The organism is Pararobbsia silviterrae, from assembly GCF_003628125.1.
Classification (GTDB): domain Bacteria; phylum Pseudomonadota; class Gammaproteobacteria; order Burkholderiales; family Burkholderiaceae; genus Pararobbsia; species Pararobbsia silviterrae.
In genome coordinates, this window is the sequence record NZ_RBZU01000001.1 from 687316 (window position 1) to 707226 (window position 19911).

A 19911-nucleotide genomic window follows, 5' to 3' on the forward strand; every position below is an offset into this window, starting at 1 on the left:
AGGGCGGTGAGGGCGGCCGGCGCGCGAGCCGGGTCACAGCAGGCCGTGCTGCTGGAGCTTCTTGCGCAAGGTGTTGCGATTGATGCCGAGATATTCGGCGGCGAGCGACTGGTTGCCGTTCGCATGTTCGAGCACGAGTTCGAGCATCGGCTTCTCGACGATCGAAATGACCATCTCGTAGATGTCGTGCGGACGGGACCCGTCGAGGTCCTGGAAATACATGCCGAGGCTGTCGCGCACGGATTGTTCGATGTTGTTCTTGCTCATGCTGCTAGTCGGTCGAGATGATCGGGGCCGCCGTCCGAGTCGTCGTTGCCGTCGCCGTCGTCGACATAGACGAGCCGGTCGGAAAACTCGGCTTGCTCGTCGAAGAACGCGTTGACGGCGGCAAGCTGCTCGCGGGTGGAATCCAGCGTATTCATCCGGTGACGGAAACCCTGTGCGCCGGAAAGGCCGCGAGTGTACCAGCCGATATGCTTGCGCGCCGTTCTGACGCCCGTAAATTCACCGTAAAACGCGTAGTGATCCTCGAGGTGATGATTCATGACCTCTCGGATTTCGTCGATGCGAGGCGGCGGCAGGAGCTCGCCGTGCGCCAGAAAATGCTCGATCTCGCGAAACAGCCACGGACGCCCCTGCGCCGCGCGGCCGATCATCAGCGCATCGGCGCCCGTTTGTTCGAGTACGTATTTCGCTTTCTGCGGCGACGTGATGTCGCCGTTCGCGACGACCGGGATCGACACCGCGCGCTTGACCGCCGCGATCGTCGCGTACTCGGCCGCCCCGTGATAGAGGTCCGCGCGCGTGCGGCCGTGCACGGTGAGCATCGAAATGCCGGCTTCCTGCGCGATGCGCGCGATCGTCAGCGCGTTGCGGTTCTCGGGGTTCCAGCCGGTACGGATCTTGAGCGTCACGGGCACGGCATCCGGGCCCGTGCCGACGGCGCCGACGACGGCCTCGACGATCTGCCGGACCAGACCTTCGTTCTGCAGCAGCGCCGATCCCGCGGCGACATTGCAGACCTTCTTGGCCGGACAGCCCATGTTGATATCGATGATCTGCGCGCCGTTGTCGACGTTGTAGCGCGCGGCTTCGGCCATCATCGCGGGGTCCGCCCCCGCGATCTGCACGGCGATCGGCTCGACCTCGCCCGCGTGATTCGCGCGCCGCATCGTCTTCTCGCTCTTCCAGAGCTGCGCGTTCGACGCCACCATCTCCGACACCGCATAGCCGGCGCCGAGCGACTTGCAAAGCTGGCGGAAAGGACGGTCGGTCACGCCGGCCATCGGGGCGACGAACAGGTTGTTGCGCAGGGTGTGACGGCCGATCGAACGCATGGCGGAAGCGCGCGAGATCCTCGTCGAGGGCTCGGGCGGCGTGGAAAAATGCGTATTTTACAGGCAAACAAAACCGCCTTCGAACAGAAGGATGTTAAATCTGTGACGGTCTGAAATAACGGTGCGCCGCAGCGTGCCGGAACGCGGCGCGCGTGCGGTGAGCGTGCGGCGCGAGAGCGTGCGCCGCGTGCTAGCGGCGCTGCCCGAACATCATGTGGCGCGCGAGCGCCGTCTTCGCCGCGGGGACCAGATCGAGCGCCGCGAGCGCGCATCCGCGCAATGCGCTGAACGGACCGAGATCGACCGTGAAGATGCGCGCCATCGTGTCGGTGAGGCCGATCGTCAGGCGTCGATCGATGCCGCGCCGCGCGCTGAAGTCGCGCAATGCTTCGGGAGTCGGGCCGTGTTGCGCGAGGCTGTCGACGAGGACGTGCGCATCGCGCAGGCCGAGGTTCAGGCCTTGGCCCGCGACCGGGTGCAAGGTCTGCGCCGCGTTGCCGATCGCGACGATGCGGCCGTCGACGGGGTCCGCGAGCGCGGTCAATCCGAGCGGGAACGCCGCGCGCCGCGCGATCGACGTGAACGTGCCCATGCGCGTGCCGAATGCGTCGCCGAGTTCGGCGAGGAACGCGGCATCGTCGAGCGCGAGGCGGCGCTGCGCTTCGGCGGGCTCGCTGCACCAGACGAGCGCGTACGCGCAGCGCGCGGGATCGGCGCTCGTATCGAGCGGCAGCAGCGCGAGCGGGCCGCCCTCGGTAAAACGTTCCCATGCCGTATGACGCCGCGGCGCGGACACTGTCACGACGCCGACCAGGGCCGTCTGGCCGTAGTCGCGTTGCCGCTGGGCGCGGTCGTCCATGCGTTGGGGCGTGCGCGGCGCGTCGGATGCCTCGGATGCGTCGGACGCGCTCGCGCGATAGAGCCCGCCTTCGGCATTGACCAGCACGCGCGCATGCAAGGTCGTGCGCGCGCCGTTTGTGTCGAGCGTCAACGCGACGCCGTCGCGCGTCTGTTCCGATGCCGTCGCGTTCGCGCGCGTGACCTCGACGCCGAGGCGTCCGACGCCCTGCGCGAGCGCGCCGACGAGCGCGCCGTAACGCGCGACATAGCCGAGCGCGGGCACATCGTGCTCGTCGTGCTCGATCAGCGCGCGTCCGAACGTGCCGCGTTGCGAGACGTGAATCCGCTCGATCGGCGTCGCCTCGCGCGGCCAGCCGATCGGTTCGAGCAACACGCGGCTGCCGTGCGAGAGCGCGAGCGCGCGCGGATCGTCGAGCGCGGCGTCGGGGCCGCGCGCATCGAGCAGCGCGACCGACAACGGCGCGGTCGCGCCGCGGCGCGCGAGCCAGCCCGCGAGCGCGAGACCGACGGGCCCCGCGCCGACAATGGCGATATCGCAGTCAAGCGTTGCGGATGTCATCGTTTCATCAAGTGTTCGATTGCGTCGATCTCGACCGGGACGTCGCGCGTGAGCAATTCGCAGCCGTCGGGCGTCACGACCGCGTCGTCCTCGATCCGGATGCCGATGCCGTGGAACGCCGCGGGCACGTCGTCAGCCGCGCGCACGTAGAGGCCCGGCTCGATCGTCAACGCCATGCGCGGCACGAGCGTGCGGCGTGGGCGCGCCACGTCGCCGCCCTGCGCGAGGACCGCGCCGGCGTGCTGCGGCCCGGTCGCCGGCGGTTCGAAATAGTCGCCGACATCGTGCACGTCCATGCCGATCCAATGGCTCGTGCTGTGCATGTAGAAGCGCCGGTAGGCCTTCTTTTCGATGACGTCGTCGAGTTGGCCGACGTCGTCGCGATCGAGCAGCTTCGTATCGAGCATGCCCTGCGCGAGCACGCGCACGGCCGCGTCGTGCGGCGCGTCGTAGCTCGCGCCCGCGCGCGTGGCGTCGATCGCCGCTTGCTGCGCGGCGAGCACGATCGCATAGAGTTCGCGCTGCGGTCCCGTGAAACGCCCGTTCGCCGGAAACGTCCGCGTAATGTCGGACGCATAGCCGTCGAGTTCGCAGGCCGCATCGATGAGGATCAGATCGCCGTCGCGCGCGATCGTGTCGCCGGCCGGATAGTGGAGGACGCACGCATTGGCGCCGCTCGCGACGATCGACCCGTAGGCCGGACTCTGCGCACCCTGACGGCGGAATTCGTAGAGCAGCTCGGCTTCGAGTTCGTATTCGCGGATGCCCGCCCGGCTCGCCTGCATCGCGCGCCGATGGGCCGCCGCCGAGATGCGGGCCGCCCTGCGCATGATCGCGAGTTCGTGGTCGTCCTTGTGCACGCGCATCTCGTCGACGAACACGCGCAGATCCCACGCATTGGCGGGCGCGACCACACCGACGCGCGCCTTCGCGCGCACCGCGTCGAGCCATCGCCGCACGCGCGCATCGAGTTCCGCCGAACTGCCGAGCGCGTAATGCACCGAGCCCGCGTGCGCGAGGATGTCGGGCATGCGCGCGTCGAGCTCGTCGATCGAATAGGCGGCCGAGAAGCCGAACGCGTCGCGCGCGGCGTCGGGGCCGAAGCGGAACCCTTCCCAGATCTCGCGCTCGACGTTCTTGTCGCGGCAGAACAGCGTCGATTCGCGCGTCGTGCCGTCAAGCACGAGCCAGGCCTCGGGCTCCGCGAATCCGCTCAGATAGTAGAAGCTGCTGTCGTGCCGGTACGGATACTCGGCGTCCTGATTGCGCAGCGCCGACGGCGCGGTCGCGATGACGGCCACGCCGGCCGTGTGCGACAGATGATCGAGGACGCGCGCGCGGCGCGCCGCATGGACATCGGCCGCGCTCTGCGCGAGACCGGCGGCGGAGGGTTCGTTCGCGAGATTCATGGCGAGATTGTAGCGCCGGGGGCTGTTATGGACGCGGCGTCGCGCGCAGATGCGCATCGACCCTCGCGAGTTCGTCCGGCGTGCCGACGTTGAACCAGACGCCGTCGAAGCGCTGCGCGCTCGCGCGCCCCGCGGCGACGGTCTCGGCGAAATAGGGCGCGAGCTTGCGCGCGGTGCCGGGCGCGATCGCGCGGAACATCCGCGTGTCGTAGACGCCGATGCTGCCGAACGTGAGCCGCGGCCGCGCGTCGTCGAGGCTCAGCACGCCGTCGTCGCCGAGCACGAAATCGCCGCGCGGATGGAACGGCGGATTCGGCACCATGACGAGGTGCATGCCGGGCTCGCTCGCGCGCGCGAGCCGCTCGGCGTGCGCGCGCAGCGTCGCGTAGTCGAACTCGGTATAGAGATCGCCCGCGATCGCGACGAACGTCGTCGGCGCGCCGTCGATTTCGAGCAACGGCCGCGCATGCGCGATGCCGCCCGCCGTTTCGAGCGCCTGTCCCTCGGCCGAATAGCGCAGCGCGACGCCCCAGCGCGAGCCGTCGCCGAGCGCCGCCTCGAAGCGCTCGCCGAGCCAAGCGTGATTGATCACGATCGTCGTGAACCCCGCGCGGGCGAGGCTTTCGATCTGCCAGACGATCAATGGTTTGCCGCCCGCTTCAAGCAGCGGCTTCGGGCATGCGTCCGTCAGCGGACGCATGCGCTCGCCGCGGCCCGCGGCGAAAATCATCGCAATCGAAGTCATCGGCGGCGCTCAGAACGTATAGCCGACCTGCGCCGACGTGCCCTCGATCTCGTCGAGCAGTCGCGCGAGCGGCGCGAGCGGCCGGTACCGGACCGCGACCTTGCGCGCATAGGCGATGAACCGCGGGATGTCCGCGAGATAGCGCGGCTTGTGGTCGCGATAGGTCAGGCGCGCGAACAGGCCGAGGATCTTCAGGTGGCGCTGGAGCCCCATCCATTCGAGTTCGCGATAGAACTCGCCGAAATCCTCGCGCACCGGCAGGCCGGCTTTCTTGGCCTGCTCCCAGTACCAGACGAAGCAATCGAGTTCGAATTCCTCGTCCCAGCTGATGAACGCATCGCGCAGCAGCGACGCGACATCGTAGGTAATCGGCCCTTCGACGGCGTCCTGGAAATCGATCACACCCGGATTCGGCTCGCCGACCATGAGGTTGCGCGGCATGAAATCGCGCAGCATGTAGATCTGCGGTTGCGCGAGCGCGCTGTCGGCGAGCAGCCGGAAGATCGGCGCGAGCGTCGCGCGGTCCTGCGCGAGGCGCGCGGCGTCGTGTCCGAGGTGGCGTTCGAGGTACCACTCGGGAAACAGATTCATCTCGCGCTGCAGGAACGCGTCGTCGAACGCGGGCAGCACGCCCGGTTTCGACGCGCGCTGCCATTGCACGAGCGCGCGCAGCGCGTCGCGCATGAGCGGCAGCGCCTGCGCGGGTCGCGCCGGATCGAGCACGTCGATATACGCGGTTCCGCCGAGATCGGATTCGAGCATGAAGCCGTGCTCGAAGTCGTAAGCGAGCACGTTCGGCACGTGCACGCCGGCTTCGGCCAGCAGGCCCGCGATCTGTACGAACTCGCGGCACTTTTCAGGGGGCGGGGCATCGACGGCGATGACGGTCGATGCCGGCGCGCCGGCGCTGCCCGCACGAGCGGGTGCGGCGTGCGGCGCATCGACCGAGAGCCGGAAATAGCGTCGCGCGCTCGCATCGGCCGAGACCGGCGTCAACGTGGAAATCTGCAGGCCGCGCGGCGTGGCGAGACCGGCCAGCCAGGCGCGGAGCTGGTCGAGTCGGGGATCGGAAGCAACCATCGAATTCAGGGCGTGCGCTCGGCGCGGGAAAGAATGCGGGCAAAGGAGCGGCGCGTAATTTAGGATGCGGTCGCCCGTAAAACGTCTTGCCATATAATACCCCACGACTTTTTATGCGCGACCCGCGCAAGCTTGCTTCGCTTCCGCCCGAGGGCCGCCACGGAAGGCTTTCCGGCCGGTGCCGCCATGCGGGGCAACCGAGCACAGCGCGGGACCGCTTGACCATTGCGTTCATGCCGCCGAGACAGACCCGTCGAACGAATTTCCGCCGCCGCTCCCCGTTGCGCGCCACGCCGCTGTTCGCGGCGATCGTCGCATCCGCGGGCTGGGCGCCGCATTTCGCTCATGCACAACTCGTCGGCCGGGCGGCCCAGGCGACCTCGCTCGACGATCAGTGGGGACTCAAGCTCGCGCCGCAGCTCGAGGAATCCACGCCGCCGCCCGATCAGAAGTCCGCGCGTTTCGCGATTGCCGATCATGCGGCGGGTACCGTCGATCAAGACATCGCGCTCACGGGCAACGCCGAGGTCCGCAGCACGCTGACCGTCATCAAGGGCGACCGGCTTCACTACGACGAGGACACCGATCGCGCCGACGCGTACGGCACGGTGCATCTCGTCAACAACGGCAACACGTTCATCGGACCCGAGGCGCATCTGAAGGTCGAGGCGAACGAAGGGTTCATGCTGACGCCGACGTATCGCTTCAATTCGACGGGCGGCAACGGTCACGCGAGCCAGGTCAATCTGCTCGACCCCGACCGCACGGTCATCGATCACGGCACGTACACGGCGTGTCAGTGCGTCGACGACCCGTCGTGGTACGTGTCGGCCACGCAGGTCGACCTCGACTCGGGCACGAATCAGGGGATCGCGCACAACGGCGTGCTGTTTTTCGAGCACATGCCGATCTTCGCGACGCCGTACATGACGTTCCCGCTCAACGGAGATCGTCAGTCGGGCCTGCTGCCGCCGACGGTGTCGATCAGTTCGACGACGGGCTTCGACTATTCGCAGCCTTACTATTTCAACATCGCGCCGGACCGCGATCTGACGCTGACGCCGCGGCTCATGACCCAGCGCGGCGCGCAACTGACCGCCGACTATCGCTATCTCGGCCCGACGTATTCGGGCGAGCTCACGGTCGCCGATCTGCCGCACGACCTCGAGACGAAGACCGACCGGTACGCGATCGAGTTCAAGCACACCCAGCAACTCGCCGACGGCCTGAACTTCTACGCGATCTACAACAAGGTCTCGGACGATCAGTACCCCGAGGACCTCGCTGCGCCCGACGTCTACGCGAACGGCACGCAGGTGCTGTATCAGCAGGAAGCCGGGCTCACGTACAACAAGGGCGACTGGTCGATTCTCGCGCGCGTGCAGCACTGGCAGACGCTGCCGCCCTCGACGGCGCCGTACGGCCGCGAGCCGCAGTTGAACATCAAGTACGACAAGTACGACGTCGACGGCTTCGACTATGGGTTCGAAGCGGATGCGTCGCGCTTCCGCGTGACGACCGACGACATGACGCAGGGCGACCGGTTCTACTTCGACCCCTACCTCAAGTATTCGCTGATGGGGCCGGGGTACTTCGTGATCCCGAAGATCGAGGCGCATGCGGTCGCGTACAACCTCGACTATCTCGCGTCGACATCGCCGGCCGGGCAGACGAAGGACCCGAGTTCGTTCACGCCGACGTTCAGCCTCGATTCGGGGCTCGTCTTCGAGCGCAGCATCCGGCTGTTCGGCATGGATTTCATCCAGACGCTCGAGCCGCGCGCGTTCTACGTCTATACGCCGTATCGGAATCAGAACTTCCAGCCGCTGTTCGATACGGCGCAGTCCGACTTCGGCCTCGCGGAAATCTTCACCGAGAACACGTTCGTCGGCGACGACCGTGTCGCCGACGCGAACAAGCTCACGGTCGGCATCACGACGCGTTTCATCGACGCGGGTTCGGGCGACGAACGCGCGCGCTTCACGATCGCGCAGCAGTATTACTTCACGCAGCAGCGCGTCACGCTGCTGCCCGACGAGACGCCCGACACGGCGAACCACTCGGACTTGCTGCTCGGCACGCAGTTCAAGCTCGGGCCGACGTTCGCGACGGGTCTGGCGTTCCAATATAATCCGAGCACCGAGCAGCTGCTTCGCTCGGACCTCGGTTTTGCGTGGAGCCCCGGCGAGCGCGAGGTCATCAATATGTCGTACCGCTATACGCGGACGACGGCCTCGACGACCGACACGCCGATCAACCAGTTCGTGACGTCCGCGCAGTGGCCGTTGACGCACCGGCTCTACGGCGTCGGTCGCATCAATTTCGATCTGAACGAGCACCGCGTCGTCGACGGGCTCATCGGGCTCCAATATGACGCCGATTGCTGGACGCTCGGTCTTGCGTTCCAGCGCTATGCAAACGGGGTCGAAACGAGCGGCGTGCCGGGCACCGGCACGCGGGTGCTCGCGCAACTGGAACTCAAGGGCTTTTCGAAGATCGATAACGGTTTGGTTGCCCAGTTCCGCGCGAGCGTGCCGGGTTACCAGGAAACGCCGGCGTTGCCGCCGGCCCAGTCGCGTTTCACGAATTATGAGTAAGGCCATCGATGCCGGCCCACGTCGCCGGCCGGGCAATCGGAAGTGCAACCCTGTACGCGCGGCCGTGGCACGCGGCGCGCTTCGCAGCAGAATTTAAACGGAGTGTCTGTTGGGAATCATGAAAATCGTCAAACCCACGGGTTCGCGCTTGTCGGTCGCGCTGGCCGTTCCCCTGCTGGCGCTCGCCGCCGCCTGGATGACTTCCGAGCCCGCGCGCGCGCAAGCCCTGTCGGGCGGTGCCAACGGCGTCCAATCGATCGATCGCGTCGCGGCCGTCGTCAACAACGGCGTGATCACGCAGCGTGAACTCGACGATCGCACGAACCTGATCATGAACCGGCTCAAGAAGCAGAATTCGCCGATGCCGCCCGAAACGGAACTCAAGCGCCAGGTGCTCGACCAGATGGTGCTCGAACGCATCCAGCTCGAGAAAGCCGAGGACGACGGCATCGTCGTCGACGACGACATGGTCCAGCGCACGCTCGCGCGGCTCGCGGCGCAGAACCAGATGACGCTCGATCAGTACCGCGACCGGCTGACCGCGGAAGGGGTGCCCTGGTCGACGTTTCAGCGCGATGCGAAGAACGAGCTGATCCTTTCGCGTCTGCGTCAGCGCGAAGTCGACAGCAAGATTCAGGTCTCGGATACCGAAGTCGCCGCCTATCTCGCGAGCCAGCGCGGTCCCGGCGCGCCGCAGAACGATATCGATGCGCAGGTCATCGAATTCAATGCGCCGCAGACCTTGTCGGCCACCGAACTCGCGGCCGTTCAGGCCAAGGCCCAGATCGTCCTCCAGCAGGCCGTCGATCCGAAGGCCGACTTCGGCAAGCTCGCCGCGCAGTATTCGCAAGCGAGCGACGCCGCCAAGACGAACGGCGACCTCGGCTTCAAGTCGCCGACGCTGCTGCCGCCCGCGGTCGCCGCAGCGACGTCGGACCTGCGCCCCGGCCAGGTCGATGCGTCGATCATCAAGGGCGAGGACAAGCTTTACATCGTGAAGCTCGTCGATCGCCGTCCCGCGCAGAACTCGGGCGCCGACGCGCCGAAGATGCAGCAGACGCACGTCGAGCACATCCTGATCCGGGTCGGCGGCAGCACGTCCGAGCCCGCGGCGCGTCAGCAGCTCGTCGACATCAAGGCGAAACTGCAGGCGGGCAATGGCGATTTCGGCACGTATGCGCGTACGTATTCGCAGGACGGTTCGGCGCAGCAGGGCGGCGATCTCGGCTGGGTCAGCCCCGGCGAGACCGTGCCCGAGTTCGAGCGCGCGATGAATGCGTTGAAGGTCGGCGAAATCAGCGACCCGATCCGCACGGAATACGGCTATCACCTGATCCAGGTGCTCGGACGCCGCGACGCGGACGTCAACGTCCAGCAGCAGCAAGATCTCGCGCGCCAGGCACTCGGCCAGCGCAAGAGCGAACAGGCGTACTCGGACTGGCTGCGCGAACTGCGCGACAGCTCGTACGTCCGCTACGAGACGGACCCGCTCCAGGCATCGAAGTAAGCCTGGCGTGCTGTTTGACCCTTTGTCGCGAGCATGACGCCGTGAACGGACCTCGAAGCGCAACCCCGTTGCGGATCGCAATCACGACCGGCGAACCCGCCGGGGTCGGTCCCGAGCTGACCGCGCAGGCGCTTGCCCAGGCGTTGTCGATGCACGCGGATGCACCGTCCACGCAAGCGGGCGAGGCTGGCGCGTCGCGCTGGCCCGGCGTACAGATCGTCGTCATCGGCGATGCGGATCTGCTCGCGCAACGCGCGGCGCGTGTCGGCATCGACTGGCGCGCGATCGTCGCGCGCGACGACGTGAGCGTCGAGCATCGCGCGCTGGCGGCGCCCTCGGTCGCCGGGCGCCTCGACGCGGCCAACGGGCGCTATGTGCTCGGCCTGCTCGATGCCGCGATCGACGGCGCGCTCGAAGGCCGATACGCGGCGCTCGTCACGGCGCCGCTCCAGAAGAGCACGATCAACGACGCGGGCGTCCCGTTTACGGGGCACACCGAATATCTCGCCGAGCGCACGCGCACGCCGCGCGTGGTCATGATGCTTGCCGGCACGGGCGAGCGGCCGTTGCGCGTCGCGCTCGCGACGACGCATCTGCCGTTGCGCGACGTGTCCGCGGCCCTGACGATCGAGAGTCTCGTCGAGACCTTACGCATCATCGATCACGATTTGCGGTCCGCTTTCGGTCTCGCGTCGCCGCGGATCCTCGTCACGGGTCTGAACCCGCACGCGGGCGAGAACGGCTACCTTGGACGCGAAGAAATCGACGTCATTTCGCCGGCGCTCGACCGCGCGCGCGCGGCGGGCATCGACGCGCGGGGGCCGTATCCGGCCGACACGCTGTTCCAGCCGCGTTACCTGCGCGATGCGGACTGCGTGCTCGCGATGTTCCACGATCAGGGCCTGCCCGTGCTCAAGTACGCGACCTTCGGCGAAGGCATCAATGTGACGCTCGGGCTGCCGATCGTGCGCACGTCGGTCGATCACGGCACGGCGCTCGATCTTGCCGGCACGGGGCGCGCCGACGCCGGGAGCCTGCTCGCGGCGATCGATACAGCCGTCACGATGGCGCGGCATCGCGCGCAAGCCGACGCCGGGCATCCCGCGATTCCCCAGCCGCCGCTTTCGACCTAGGCGTTCCATGAAGCAGACCTCCCATCAGGGCCACGTCGCGCGCAAGCGATTCGGCCAGAACTTCCTCGTCGATCACGGCATCATCGATTCGATCGTCTCGGCGATCAATCCGCAGCCGCGCGACCGCATCGTCGAGATCGGTCCGGGTCTCGGCGCCTTGACGACACCGCTCGCGGCGCGCCTCGAACAGATGCATGCGGTCGAACTCGATCGCGATCTGATCGGACGCCTCACGCGCACGTTCGGCGACAAGCTCGTGCTCCACGCGGGCGACGCGCTCGATTTCGATTTTCGTCCGCTCGCCGACGTGCCCGGCGCGCCGGGCCCGCGCAATCTGCGTATCGTCGGCAATCTGCCGTACAACATTTCGAGCCCGCTGCTGTTCCATCTGACGACGTTTGCCGACGTCGTCATCGATCAGCATTTCATGCTGCAGGACGAGGTCGTCGAGCGGATGGTCGCCACGCCGGGTACGAAGGCCTTCAGCCGCCTCTCGGTCATGCTTCAGTACCGGTACTGGATGGACAAGCTGTTCGACGTGCCGCCCGAGTCGTTCGAGCCGCCGCCGAAGGTGAACTCGGCGATCGTGCGGATGATCCCGCGGACCGCCGACGAGCTGGCCGATGTCGACGCGCGCGTGCTCGGCGAGCTCGTGACGGCCGCGTTCAGTCAGCGGCGCAAGATGCTGCGCAATACGCTCGGCGACTATCGCGAGCGCGTCGATTTCGATGCGCTGGGGTTCGACCTCCAGCGACGCGCCGAAGACGTGCCCGTCGAAGAATATGTGCGCGTCGCACAGACGCTGACACCGCGCGCCGGCTAAGCACGCGACACCCGATCCCGTCGTCGCGCGTCGGCGACGGCCGTCATGCCGGCATCGCGGGCCGGTCTTCGCTCAGTCTTCGAGTTCCGTCGCGGCGTCTTTCGGACAGACGACGACCGTGCCGATCCGCGGTCCCACGAGCGCCTTGACCGTGATCGTCGCGGGTTCGAATTCGATGACCTGACCCGGCAGCGGAAGCTCGCCGAGACGATCGAGAATCATGCCGCCGACCGACTCGGCGAGTTGCTCGCCGAAGTGCACGCCGAGCACATGTTCGAGCGAGACGATCGTGAGGCTCGCCTGACCCTCGACCGAGCCATCGGGCAGTCGCGCCCATTCGACGGGCGTCGTGCGCACGTCGTCCTTGATCTGTCCCACGAGCGCGCTTGCGAGATCCGACAGCGTTACGAAGCCGATCGGCGCGAGCGTCGGGCGGCCGACCACGGCGAAGTGCGGCGCGCCGGCGCGGAATTCGCGCAGCAATTCGAGCGCGGGGGTTTCGGGCAGCACGTGAAGCACGGGGCGCATCAGATCGGTCAACGCGAGCGCTTCGCGATGGTCGGCCTGCGCGAACAGCAGATCCGCGAGATCGATCATGCCGACGACCGTGTCGCCGTCCTCGCCGAACAGCGGATACCGGCTGAAACGCTGGACGCGCGCGACAGCGACGACCTTCTCGAACGTATCGCCGACGTCGAATCCGACCGCGTCGCGCAAGGGGCGCATGAGGTCGGACGACGTGAGCTGGCCGAATTCGAGCGAATGCGAGAGCGTGTTCCACTCGTCGCGCGTGAACTGGCGAGGCCGTTCGCTGCCGCGCAGGATCACGCGCAGTTCGTCCTCGCCGTACGGCTCGTCCGCGTGACCGGCCGCGGTCAGCCCGAAGGCCGTGAGGATGCGGTTCGCACATGCATTGAGCAGCGCGATCGCGGGATACATGATCCAGTGGAATACGTAGAGCGGCGCCGCGGTCAGCAGACCCATGCGCTCGGGCACCCGGATCGCGAGCGACTTCGGCGCGAGCTCGCCCGCGACGATATGCAGGAACGAGATCAGGATGAACGCGAACGCGAGTGCGATCGCATCGCCGACCGCGTGCTCGACGCCGAACGCGCGAAACACGGGTTCGAGCAGATGCGCGAATGCGGGCTCGCCGAGCCAGCCCAGGCCCAGCGAAGCGAGCGTGATGCCGAGCTGACACGCGGACAGATAGGCGTCGAGATGACCGTGGACGCGCCGCAGCAGACGTCCGCGCCAGCCGTATTGCGTCGCGATGGCGGCGACGCGCGTCGCGCGAAGCTTGACGAGCGCGAACTCCGCCGCCACGAAGAATCCGTTGAGCGCGACGAGCAGCAGCGCGGCGATCAGTGAGAGGAATGTTTCCATTCAGTTCGTATGCAAGACGCGTTCAGTGCGGATGCCATGCGGGCGCCATGCCGATCCGCACACGCATGCACGCGCATAGACACACGTCCAAGCACATGGATGCGCCGCGGCGCATATCAATGCGCTTTGCGTTCGATGAACTCGATCTTGTAGCCGTCCGGATCCTCGACGAACGCGATGACCGTCGTGCCGTGCTTCATCGGACCGGCTTCGCGCGTGACCTTGCCGCCCTTGTGACGGACGTCGTCGCAGGTCTTTGCCGCGTCGTCGACTTCGAGCGCGATATGACCGTAGCCCGAGCCGATCTCGTAGCGTTCGGTGTCCCAGTTGTGCGTGAGTTCGATGACCGCGGTCTTGTCCTCGTCGTCATAGCCGACGAACGCGAGCGTGAAACGCCCTTCGGGGTAATCGTGCTTGCGCAGCAGGCGCATGCCGAGCACCTGGGTGTAAAAGTCGATCGAGCGGTCGAGATTGCCGACGCGCAGCATGGTGTGAAGCATTCTCATGATGTGGGGTCCTGATGCGAGACAAGTGAGTGGCCGCGAGCATCGCGCCCGCGCGCCACGCGGCCATCGTACCGTCGTCCGCCTGTCGTGCACATGGCATTGCGACGCATCGCAGTCATGCGCGCTTTGCAAGACACGTCGCCGTGCCGGCCGCGGACGGACATCGTCTATAAGGCCGGCAGCAGTTCGGGCGGATGATGCTTGAGCGTATGACGCGCTTCGCGGAATTCGGGGAAGATCGATGCCACGGTTTCCCAGAAGCGCGAACTATGGTTCATCTCGCGAAGATGGGCAAGCTCGTGGGCCACGACATAGTCGATGATCGACAGCGGGAAGTGGATCAGCCGCCAGTTCAAACGGATCTTGCCGTCGCTCGTGCAACTGCCCCAGCGCGTGGACGCCGATGACAGACCGAACTTCGTGTAGGTCACGCCGAGCCGCTGCGCATAGAGATCGAGGCGCGGCGCGAAGACGCGCTTCGCTTCGCTCTGAAGCCAGCCCTGCACGCGATCCTTGATCTGCTGCACGTCGGCCGATGCGGGCAGTCCGAGCGACAGCAGATGGGCATCCTCGTCGAAGTGCAGGCTGCCGGTCGCCGATCCGACCGCGATGCGCAAGGTCTTGCCCATATAAGGCAGCTCGGCGCCGTCGTTCCACTGGATATCGGGCAGCGCGCGCCGTTCGGCACGGCCTTGCCATTCCGTGAGCTTGTTGACGATCCACGTCTGCTTGTCGGCGATCGCATGCTCGATATCGGTCAATGTGACCCAGCGCGGCGAAGTGACCGTCAGGCCCGTGCCGTCGACGACGAAGCCGATCGTGCGGCGCGACGAGCGCTTGAGCCGATAGGGCAGCACGCGTTGGCCGAGCAGCACATGCCGCAGCCGCGATCCGTCGGGCAGCGTCGTGGGCGGCGGCAGTCGCGGCGACACCGGCGCGGCGTTCGGATCCGTGGATCGTGCGAGAGGCGAGGGAAGCGATGCGGGAGAAAGCGGAGAGGACAGCAAGGCCGGCTCGTCGAACAGCGGCAGGTCGAGCTGCCGTGTATCGAGCGCTGCGGTGCGCGGTGAGGGGGCCTGAGGCATATTCAGCGGTACTCCGGGGCATCCGTCGCGCATCCGCGCGCCCGATGCAGTCTGCGTTGGGGGCAAGTGTAGACGATTTATAAAAAATCGGCGAACGGCGTGCCGCGAGCGAGGCGTTCGCGATCCGCCGCGCGTGGTGCAGGGCATCGGGCGCCACACCCTGTCGTGCGATCGGTGCCAGCCGTGCCATCTGTGTGAGCGGCCGAGCCGGACGTCGACCGCGCGCGGTTTTAGTCGGCCGCGCGCCGTCGCGACGCACGCGTATAGAGCGTCGCGTCGTCGGGCGAGAACGGGGCGTCGTAAGCAGCGGGATCGATGCGGCGCATCTCCGTCTCGATCCATGCCTCGACTTCGCGATTGACCTCTTCGATCTCGCGACCCGCGGTCGGGATCGGCTTGCCGATCGACACGGTCACCGCGCCCGGGTACTTGAGCCACGAATTGCGCGGCCACACGTGGCCGGCATTGTGCGCGATCGGAACGATCGGCGTTTCGGCGCCGACCGCGAACCGCGTGCCGCCGCTCTTGTACTTGCCGCGCCGGCCGACCGGAATGCGCGTGCCCTCGGGAAACATGATGACCCATGCGCCCTCGGCAAGCCGCGCGCGCCCTTGCTTGAGCACCGAAGCGAAGGCCGCGCCGCCTTGCTTGCGGTCGATCTTGATCATCTTGAGCAGGCCGAGCGCCCAGCCGAAGAACGGTACGTAGACCAATTCCTTCTTGAACACGAAGCACAGCGGATGCGGCATCAGCGCGGGCAGCGCCAGCGTTTCCCACGCCGACTGATGTTTGACGAGCAGCACCGCCGGACCATCGGGCAGATGCTCGAAGCCTTCGATCTTGAACGTGATGCCGTTCAGACGCTGTAGCACGCACAGCGTGACGCGGCACCATCCCGCGGCGACCCAGTATCGGCGCGTCGCGTTGAGGAAAGGAAACACAATGAAGCAGAACGTCGCGTACGGAATCGTGAACGCCGCGAAGTAGAGCAGGAGAAGGATCGACCGGATGCGCGTGCCCAACATGATGTCCGAGATGAAGTCCTGAGTGATCGGGGTGCGGATCGTGCCGCTGATCGTGGTGCTGATCGTTTTACCAAGCGCGTCGTCCGGGCCCCGCTACGCGTGCTTGTCGTCGCGCAACCACGCGCGCGCGAAGGCGAGCAGATTGTCGTGGACGACCGTGCCCTGCGGCATGCCGCCCGCGGCGAGCGTGCCCTCGCCCTTGCCCGTCAGCACGAGGTGCGGCTGGAGACCCTCGGCCGCGCCGGCCTGCAGATCGCGCAACGAATCGCCGACGATGGGCGTTTGCGCGCGGTCGATATCGAATCGTTCGACGATCATCTTGAACATGCCCGACTTGGGCTTGCGGCACTCGCAGTTGTCCTGCGCGGTATGCGGACAGAAGAACACCGCATCGATGCGGCCGCCGAGCGCGGCGAGCGCCGTATGCATCTTCTGATGCATCGCATTGAGCGCGGCCATGTCGAACAGCCCGCGTCCGATGCCCGATTGATTCGACGCGACGACGACGCGATAGCCGGCCTGATTGAGCAGTGCGATCGCCTCGAGGCTGCCTTCGATCGCGACCCACTCGTCCGGGGACTTGATGAACAGATCCGAATCGACGTTGATCACGCCGTCGCGGTCGAGGACAACCAGTTTGCGCGTCGGGGTCATCATGCGGCCAGTTTCGAGATGTCTGCGACGCAGTTCATCTGCGCATGCAGTTGCGAGAGCAGCGCGAGCCGGTTGGCGCGCAGGCCCGGGTCTTCCGCGTTGACCATGACGTCGTTGAAGAACGTATCGACGGGCGTGCGCAGGCTCGCGAGCGCGGTCAGCGCGCCCGCGTATTCACGTGCCGCGAGCTGCGTCTGCACGACCGGCGCGACATGTGCGAGCTTGTCGAACAGATCGCGCTCGGCGGCTTCGCCGAGCAAGGCCGCGTCGACCGTCAACGGCGCGCCCGCGGCGACGTCGTCCGACTTCTTGAGGATGTTCGAGATCCGCTTGTTCGCGGCCGCGAGCGCGTCGGCCTCGGGCAGCGTCGCGAATGCGCGGACCGCATCGATGCGCGCGACGATATCGTCGATGCGCACGGGTTGCTGGCTCACGACGGCTTCGATCTCGTTCGCGGTGTAGCCGCGCTCGCGCAGCAAGCCGCGAAGCCGGTCGAGCAGGAACGCGTAGATCGCGTCGACCGAGTCGCTCACATGCGGCTGCGTCGCGAATTGTGCGTACGACAGTTGCAGAAGCTGTTTGATGTCGAGCGGCAGGCCCTTTTCAAGCAGGATCCGGAGTACGCCGAGCGCATGACGGCGCAGCGCGAACGGATCTTTTTCGCCGGTCGGCGCGAGGCCGATCCCCCAGATGCCCGTCAACGTTTCGAGCTTGTCGGCCAATGCGACGATCGTGCCGGTCTGCGTCGACGGCAGCGCATCGCCCGCGAAACGCGGCTGATAGTGCTCGGCGCAGGCTTGCGCGACGTCGGCCGGCTCGCCGTCGTGCAGCGCGTAGTAGCGGCCCATCGTGCCCTGCAGTTCGGGAAACTCGCCGACCATGTCGGTCAGCTGATCGGCCTTCGCGAGCTGCGCCGCGCGCTTGGCGAGCGCGAGATCGGCGTGCATCAGCGGCGCGATCGACGCGGCGATCGACTCGATGCGCCGCACGCGTTCGAGCTGCGAACCCAGCTTGTTGTGATAGACCACGTTCGCGAGCAGCGGCACGCGATCGGCGAGCGTCTTTTTCTTGTCCTGCTCGAAGAAGAACTTCGCATCGGCCAGGCGCGGACGCACGACGCGTTCGTTGCCCTCGGTGATCTCGCGCGGCGTGTCCGTCGCGATGTTCGAGACGATCAGGAAGCGCGAGCGCAGCTTGCCCGACGCGTCCGTCAACGCGAAGTACTTCTGGTTCGTCTGCATCGTGAGGATCAGGCATTCCTGCGGCACCGCGAGGAACGCTTCATCGAACGCGCATGCATAGACGACAGGCCATTCGACGAGCGAATTGACTTCGTCGAGCAGCGCATCGGGCATGACGACCTGATCGGCGCCCGCTTGAGCGAGCAGCGCGTGGCGAATCTGCTCGCGGCGCGCGGCATAGCTCGCGACGACGCGGCCTTCGTCATTGAGCTGATTCGCGTAGGTATCGGCCTGCGCGATGTCGAAGACGCCCTTCGACAGGAAGCGATGTCCGGCGGTCTGGCGACCCGCGCTCAGACCAAGCGCCGACACGGGCACGACCGCGTCGCCATGCAGGGCGATGAGCTTATGCGCGGGGCGCACGAACTGCACGTCGTCGCCGTTCGGGCGCTGGTACTTCATGACCTTCGGAATCGGCAGTTTCGCGAGCGTCTCGTCGAGCGCGGCCTGCAGGCCTTCGGCGAGCGTCGCGCCCGGCGCGGTGTAGCTCAGGAAGAACGCGTCGGCCTTGCCGTCGGACGCGCGTTCGAGCTTGTCGATCGTGAGATCGGGGAACCCGAGCGCGGCGAGTTTCTTCGCGAGCGGCGGCGTCGGTTCGCCTTGCGCATTGAGCGCGACGGAGACGGGCAGCACCTTTTCGCGGATCTCGCGCGACGGCGCGACGCCGCGCACGTGGCGCACGACGACGGCGAGGCGGCGCGGCGTCGCGAAGGCTTCGAACGAGGCTTGCGTGGCGGACGTCGCGTCGGCGACGAGGCCGCGCGCCGCGAGCCGCTCGGCGATGCCTTGCGAAAACGCTTCGGACAGGCGCGCGAGCGCCTTCGGCGGGAGTTCCTCGGTCAGCAGCTCGACAAGCAGCGAGGCGGTAGTGTGATCGGTCATGATGCTCAGCGTAGCGGTGTCAGGTGGGGTCTGCAGGCCGGTTCGGTCAGGCGGGCAGGACCCTGCGGATCGGATCGGCGGGGGCGGCTGCGTTCAGACGGCCGGAGCCGCCGCGCGCAGCGCCGCACCCGCGGCGCCGAGCATCGGGAAACCGAGCCGCTCGCGCGAATCGAAGTACGCCTGCGCGACGAGCCGCGACAGCGTGCGAATCCGGCCGATATACGCGGCCCGTTCGGTCACCGAGATCGCGCCGCGCGCGTCGAGCAGATTGAACGTGTGCGCGGCCTTCAGAATCATTTCGTAGGCGGGCAGCGCGAGCTGCGCGTCGAGCAGGCGCTTGGCCTCGCTTTCGTAGTTCTGGAAGAAACCGAACAGCATCTCGGCATTCGAATGCTCGAAGTTGTAGGTCGACTGCTCGACTTCGTTCTGATGGAACACGTCGCCGTAGGTGAGCACGCGCCGCTCGCCGTTTTCTTCCCATTCGGTCCAGATCAGGTCGTACACCTTCTCGACTTTCTGCAGATACATCGCGAGACGTTCGAGACCGTAGGTGATTTCGCCGAGCACGGGCTTGCAGTCGAGGCCGCCGACCTGCTGGAAATACGTGAATTGCGTGACTTCCATGCCGTTGAGCCAGACTTCCCAGCCGAGCCCCCAGGCGCCGAGCGTCGGGTTTTCCCAATCGTCCTCGACGAAGCGCACGTCGTTCTGCTTGAGATCGAAGCCGAGCGCTTCGAGCGAACCGAGGTAGAGGTCGAGGATGTTTTCGGGCGCCGGCTTGAGCACGACCTGGTACTGGTAGTAGTGCTGGAGGCGGTTCGGATTCTCGCCGTAGCGGCCGTCCTTCGGGCGGCGCGACGGCTGGACGTACGCGGCGCGCCACGGCTCGGGGCCGATCGCGCGCAGGAAGGTCGCCGTGTGCGACGTACCCGCGCCGACTTCCATGTCGTACGGTTGCAGCAGCGCGCAGCCTTGCGCGTCCCAGTAGGACTGGAGCTTGAGAATGATTTGCTGGAAGGTGAGCATCGTTCTGTTCAGTGCGGTCGCCTTGCGGCCTGGCCATGCGCGAACGGGCGCCCGA

The 19911-nt window shown here is 66.7% G+C and carries 17 protein-coding genes; 4 read left to right on the top strand and 13 right to left on the bottom strand.

Features of this window, described 5'->3' with window-relative positions:
• Positions 1–33: 33 nt before the first annotated feature.
• From D7S86_RS03165 to D7S86_RS03190, 6 genes are all read right to left on the bottom strand, one after another.
• Positions 34–267, bottom strand: a complete 234-nt coding sequence (locus tag D7S86_RS03165; RefSeq protein ID WP_121083339.1) for a Fis family transcriptional regulator — start codon at positions 265–267, stop codon at positions 34–36.
• A complete protein-coding gene (gene dusB / locus D7S86_RS03170) occupies positions 264–1337 on the bottom strand; it encodes a tRNA dihydrouridine synthase DusB (RefSeq protein WP_121083341.1) in 1074 nt (357 codons plus the stop codon). The genes D7S86_RS03165 and dusB overlap by 4 nt, the downstream gene beginning before the upstream one ends.
• Positions 1338–1527: 190 nt before the next feature.
• Entirely contained in the window at positions 1528–2757 is a 1230-nt protein-coding gene (locus D7S86_RS03175; RefSeq protein ID WP_121083343.1) for a UbiH/UbiF/VisC/COQ6 family ubiquinone biosynthesis hydroxylase, read from the bottom strand.
• Positions 2754–4166 (bottom strand): aminopeptidase P N-terminal domain-containing protein, encoded by a 1413-nt coding sequence (locus tag D7S86_RS03180; RefSeq protein WP_121084251.1) that lies wholly within the window; start codon positions 4164–4166, stop codon positions 2754–2756. Before D7S86_RS03180 ends, D7S86_RS03175 begins: the two co-directional genes overlap by 4 nt.
• 25 nt (positions 4167–4191) lie before the next feature.
• Entirely contained in the window at positions 4192–4911 is a 720-nt protein-coding gene (gene murU, locus D7S86_RS03185; protein ID WP_240647967.1) for an N-acetylmuramate alpha-1-phosphate uridylyltransferase MurU, read from the bottom strand.
• A gap of 9 nt (positions 4912–4920) precedes the next feature.
• Positions 4921–5991, bottom strand: a complete 1071-nt coding sequence (locus D7S86_RS03190) for an aminoglycoside phosphotransferase family protein (RefSeq protein ID WP_121083347.1) — start codon at positions 5989–5991, stop codon at positions 4921–4923.
• A 233-nt stretch (positions 5992–6224) separates the two neighbouring features.
• On the opposite strand from D7S86_RS03190, the gene D7S86_RS03195 reads away from it, so the two are divergent.
• The 4 genes from D7S86_RS03195 (at position 6225) to rsmA (ending at position 12051) form a co-directional block, all read left to right on the top strand.
• A complete protein-coding gene (locus tag D7S86_RS03195; RefSeq protein ID WP_121084253.1) occupies positions 6225–8588 on the top strand; it encodes an LPS-assembly protein LptD in 2364 nt (787 codons plus the stop codon).
• Positions 8589–8706: 118 nt separating this feature from the next.
• Positions 8707–10095, top strand: coding sequence for a peptidylprolyl isomerase (locus D7S86_RS03200; RefSeq protein ID WP_121083349.1), 1389 nt, complete (start codon positions 8707–8709; stop codon positions 10093–10095).
• A 41-nt stretch (positions 10096–10136) separates the two neighbouring features.
• On the top strand, positions 10137–11228 hold the full coding sequence (gene pdxA, locus D7S86_RS03205; RefSeq protein ID WP_121084255.1) for a 4-hydroxythreonine-4-phosphate dehydrogenase PdxA: 1092 nt from the start codon (positions 10137–10139) through the stop codon (positions 11226–11228).
• A 7-nt stretch (positions 11229–11235) separates the two neighbouring features.
• The gene (gene rsmA, locus D7S86_RS03210) at positions 11236–12051 is read left to right on the top strand and encodes a 16S rRNA (adenine(1518)-N(6)/adenine(1519)-N(6))-dimethyltransferase RsmA (protein ID WP_121083351.1); all 816 of its coding nucleotides are present in this window, start codon (positions 11236–11238) and stop codon (positions 12049–12051) included.
• 72 nt (positions 12052–12123) lie between these two features.
• Here the strand turns inward: rsmA and D7S86_RS03215 are convergent, their stop codons facing one another.
• The 7 genes from D7S86_RS03215 to glyQ form a co-directional block, all read right to left on the bottom strand.
• Entirely contained in the window at positions 12124–13437 is a 1314-nt protein-coding gene (locus D7S86_RS03215; RefSeq protein WP_121083353.1) for a hemolysin family protein, read from the bottom strand.
• A 116-nt stretch (positions 13438–13553) separates the two neighbouring features.
• Complete coding sequence (gloA, locus tag D7S86_RS03220; protein ID WP_121083355.1) at positions 13554–13943, bottom strand: lactoylglutathione lyase; 390 nt, start codon at positions 13941–13943, stop codon at positions 13554–13556.
• Between the two features lie 167 nt (positions 13944–14110).
• Positions 14111–15028, bottom strand: a complete 918-nt coding sequence (locus D7S86_RS03225; protein ID WP_121084257.1) for a M48 family metallopeptidase — start codon at positions 15026–15028, stop codon at positions 14111–14113.
• Positions 15029–15258: 230 nt separating this feature from the next.
• On the bottom strand, positions 15259–16053 hold the full coding sequence (locus D7S86_RS03230; protein ID WP_121083357.1) for a lysophospholipid acyltransferase family protein: 795 nt from the start codon (positions 16051–16053) through the stop codon (positions 15259–15261).
• A gap of 93 nt (positions 16054–16146) precedes the next feature.
• Positions 16147–16707 (bottom strand): D-glycero-beta-D-manno-heptose 1,7-bisphosphate 7-phosphatase, encoded by a 561-nt coding sequence (gene gmhB, locus D7S86_RS03235; RefSeq protein WP_121084259.1) that lies wholly within the window; start codon positions 16705–16707, stop codon positions 16147–16149.
• The gene (glyS, locus tag D7S86_RS03240) at positions 16707–18830 is read right to left on the bottom strand and encodes a glycine--tRNA ligase subunit beta (protein ID WP_121083359.1); all 2124 of its coding nucleotides are present in this window, start codon (positions 18828–18830) and stop codon (positions 16707–16709) included. The genes gmhB and glyS overlap by 1 nt, the downstream gene beginning before the upstream one ends.
• 93 nt (positions 18831–18923) lie before the next feature.
• Positions 18924–19856 carry a glycine--tRNA ligase subunit alpha gene (gene glyQ / locus D7S86_RS03245; protein WP_121083361.1) on the bottom strand — a complete coding sequence of 311 codons (933 nt, stop codon included), beginning with the start codon at positions 19854–19856 and terminating at the stop codon, positions 18924–18926.
• Positions 19857–19911: the final 55 nt, after the last annotated feature.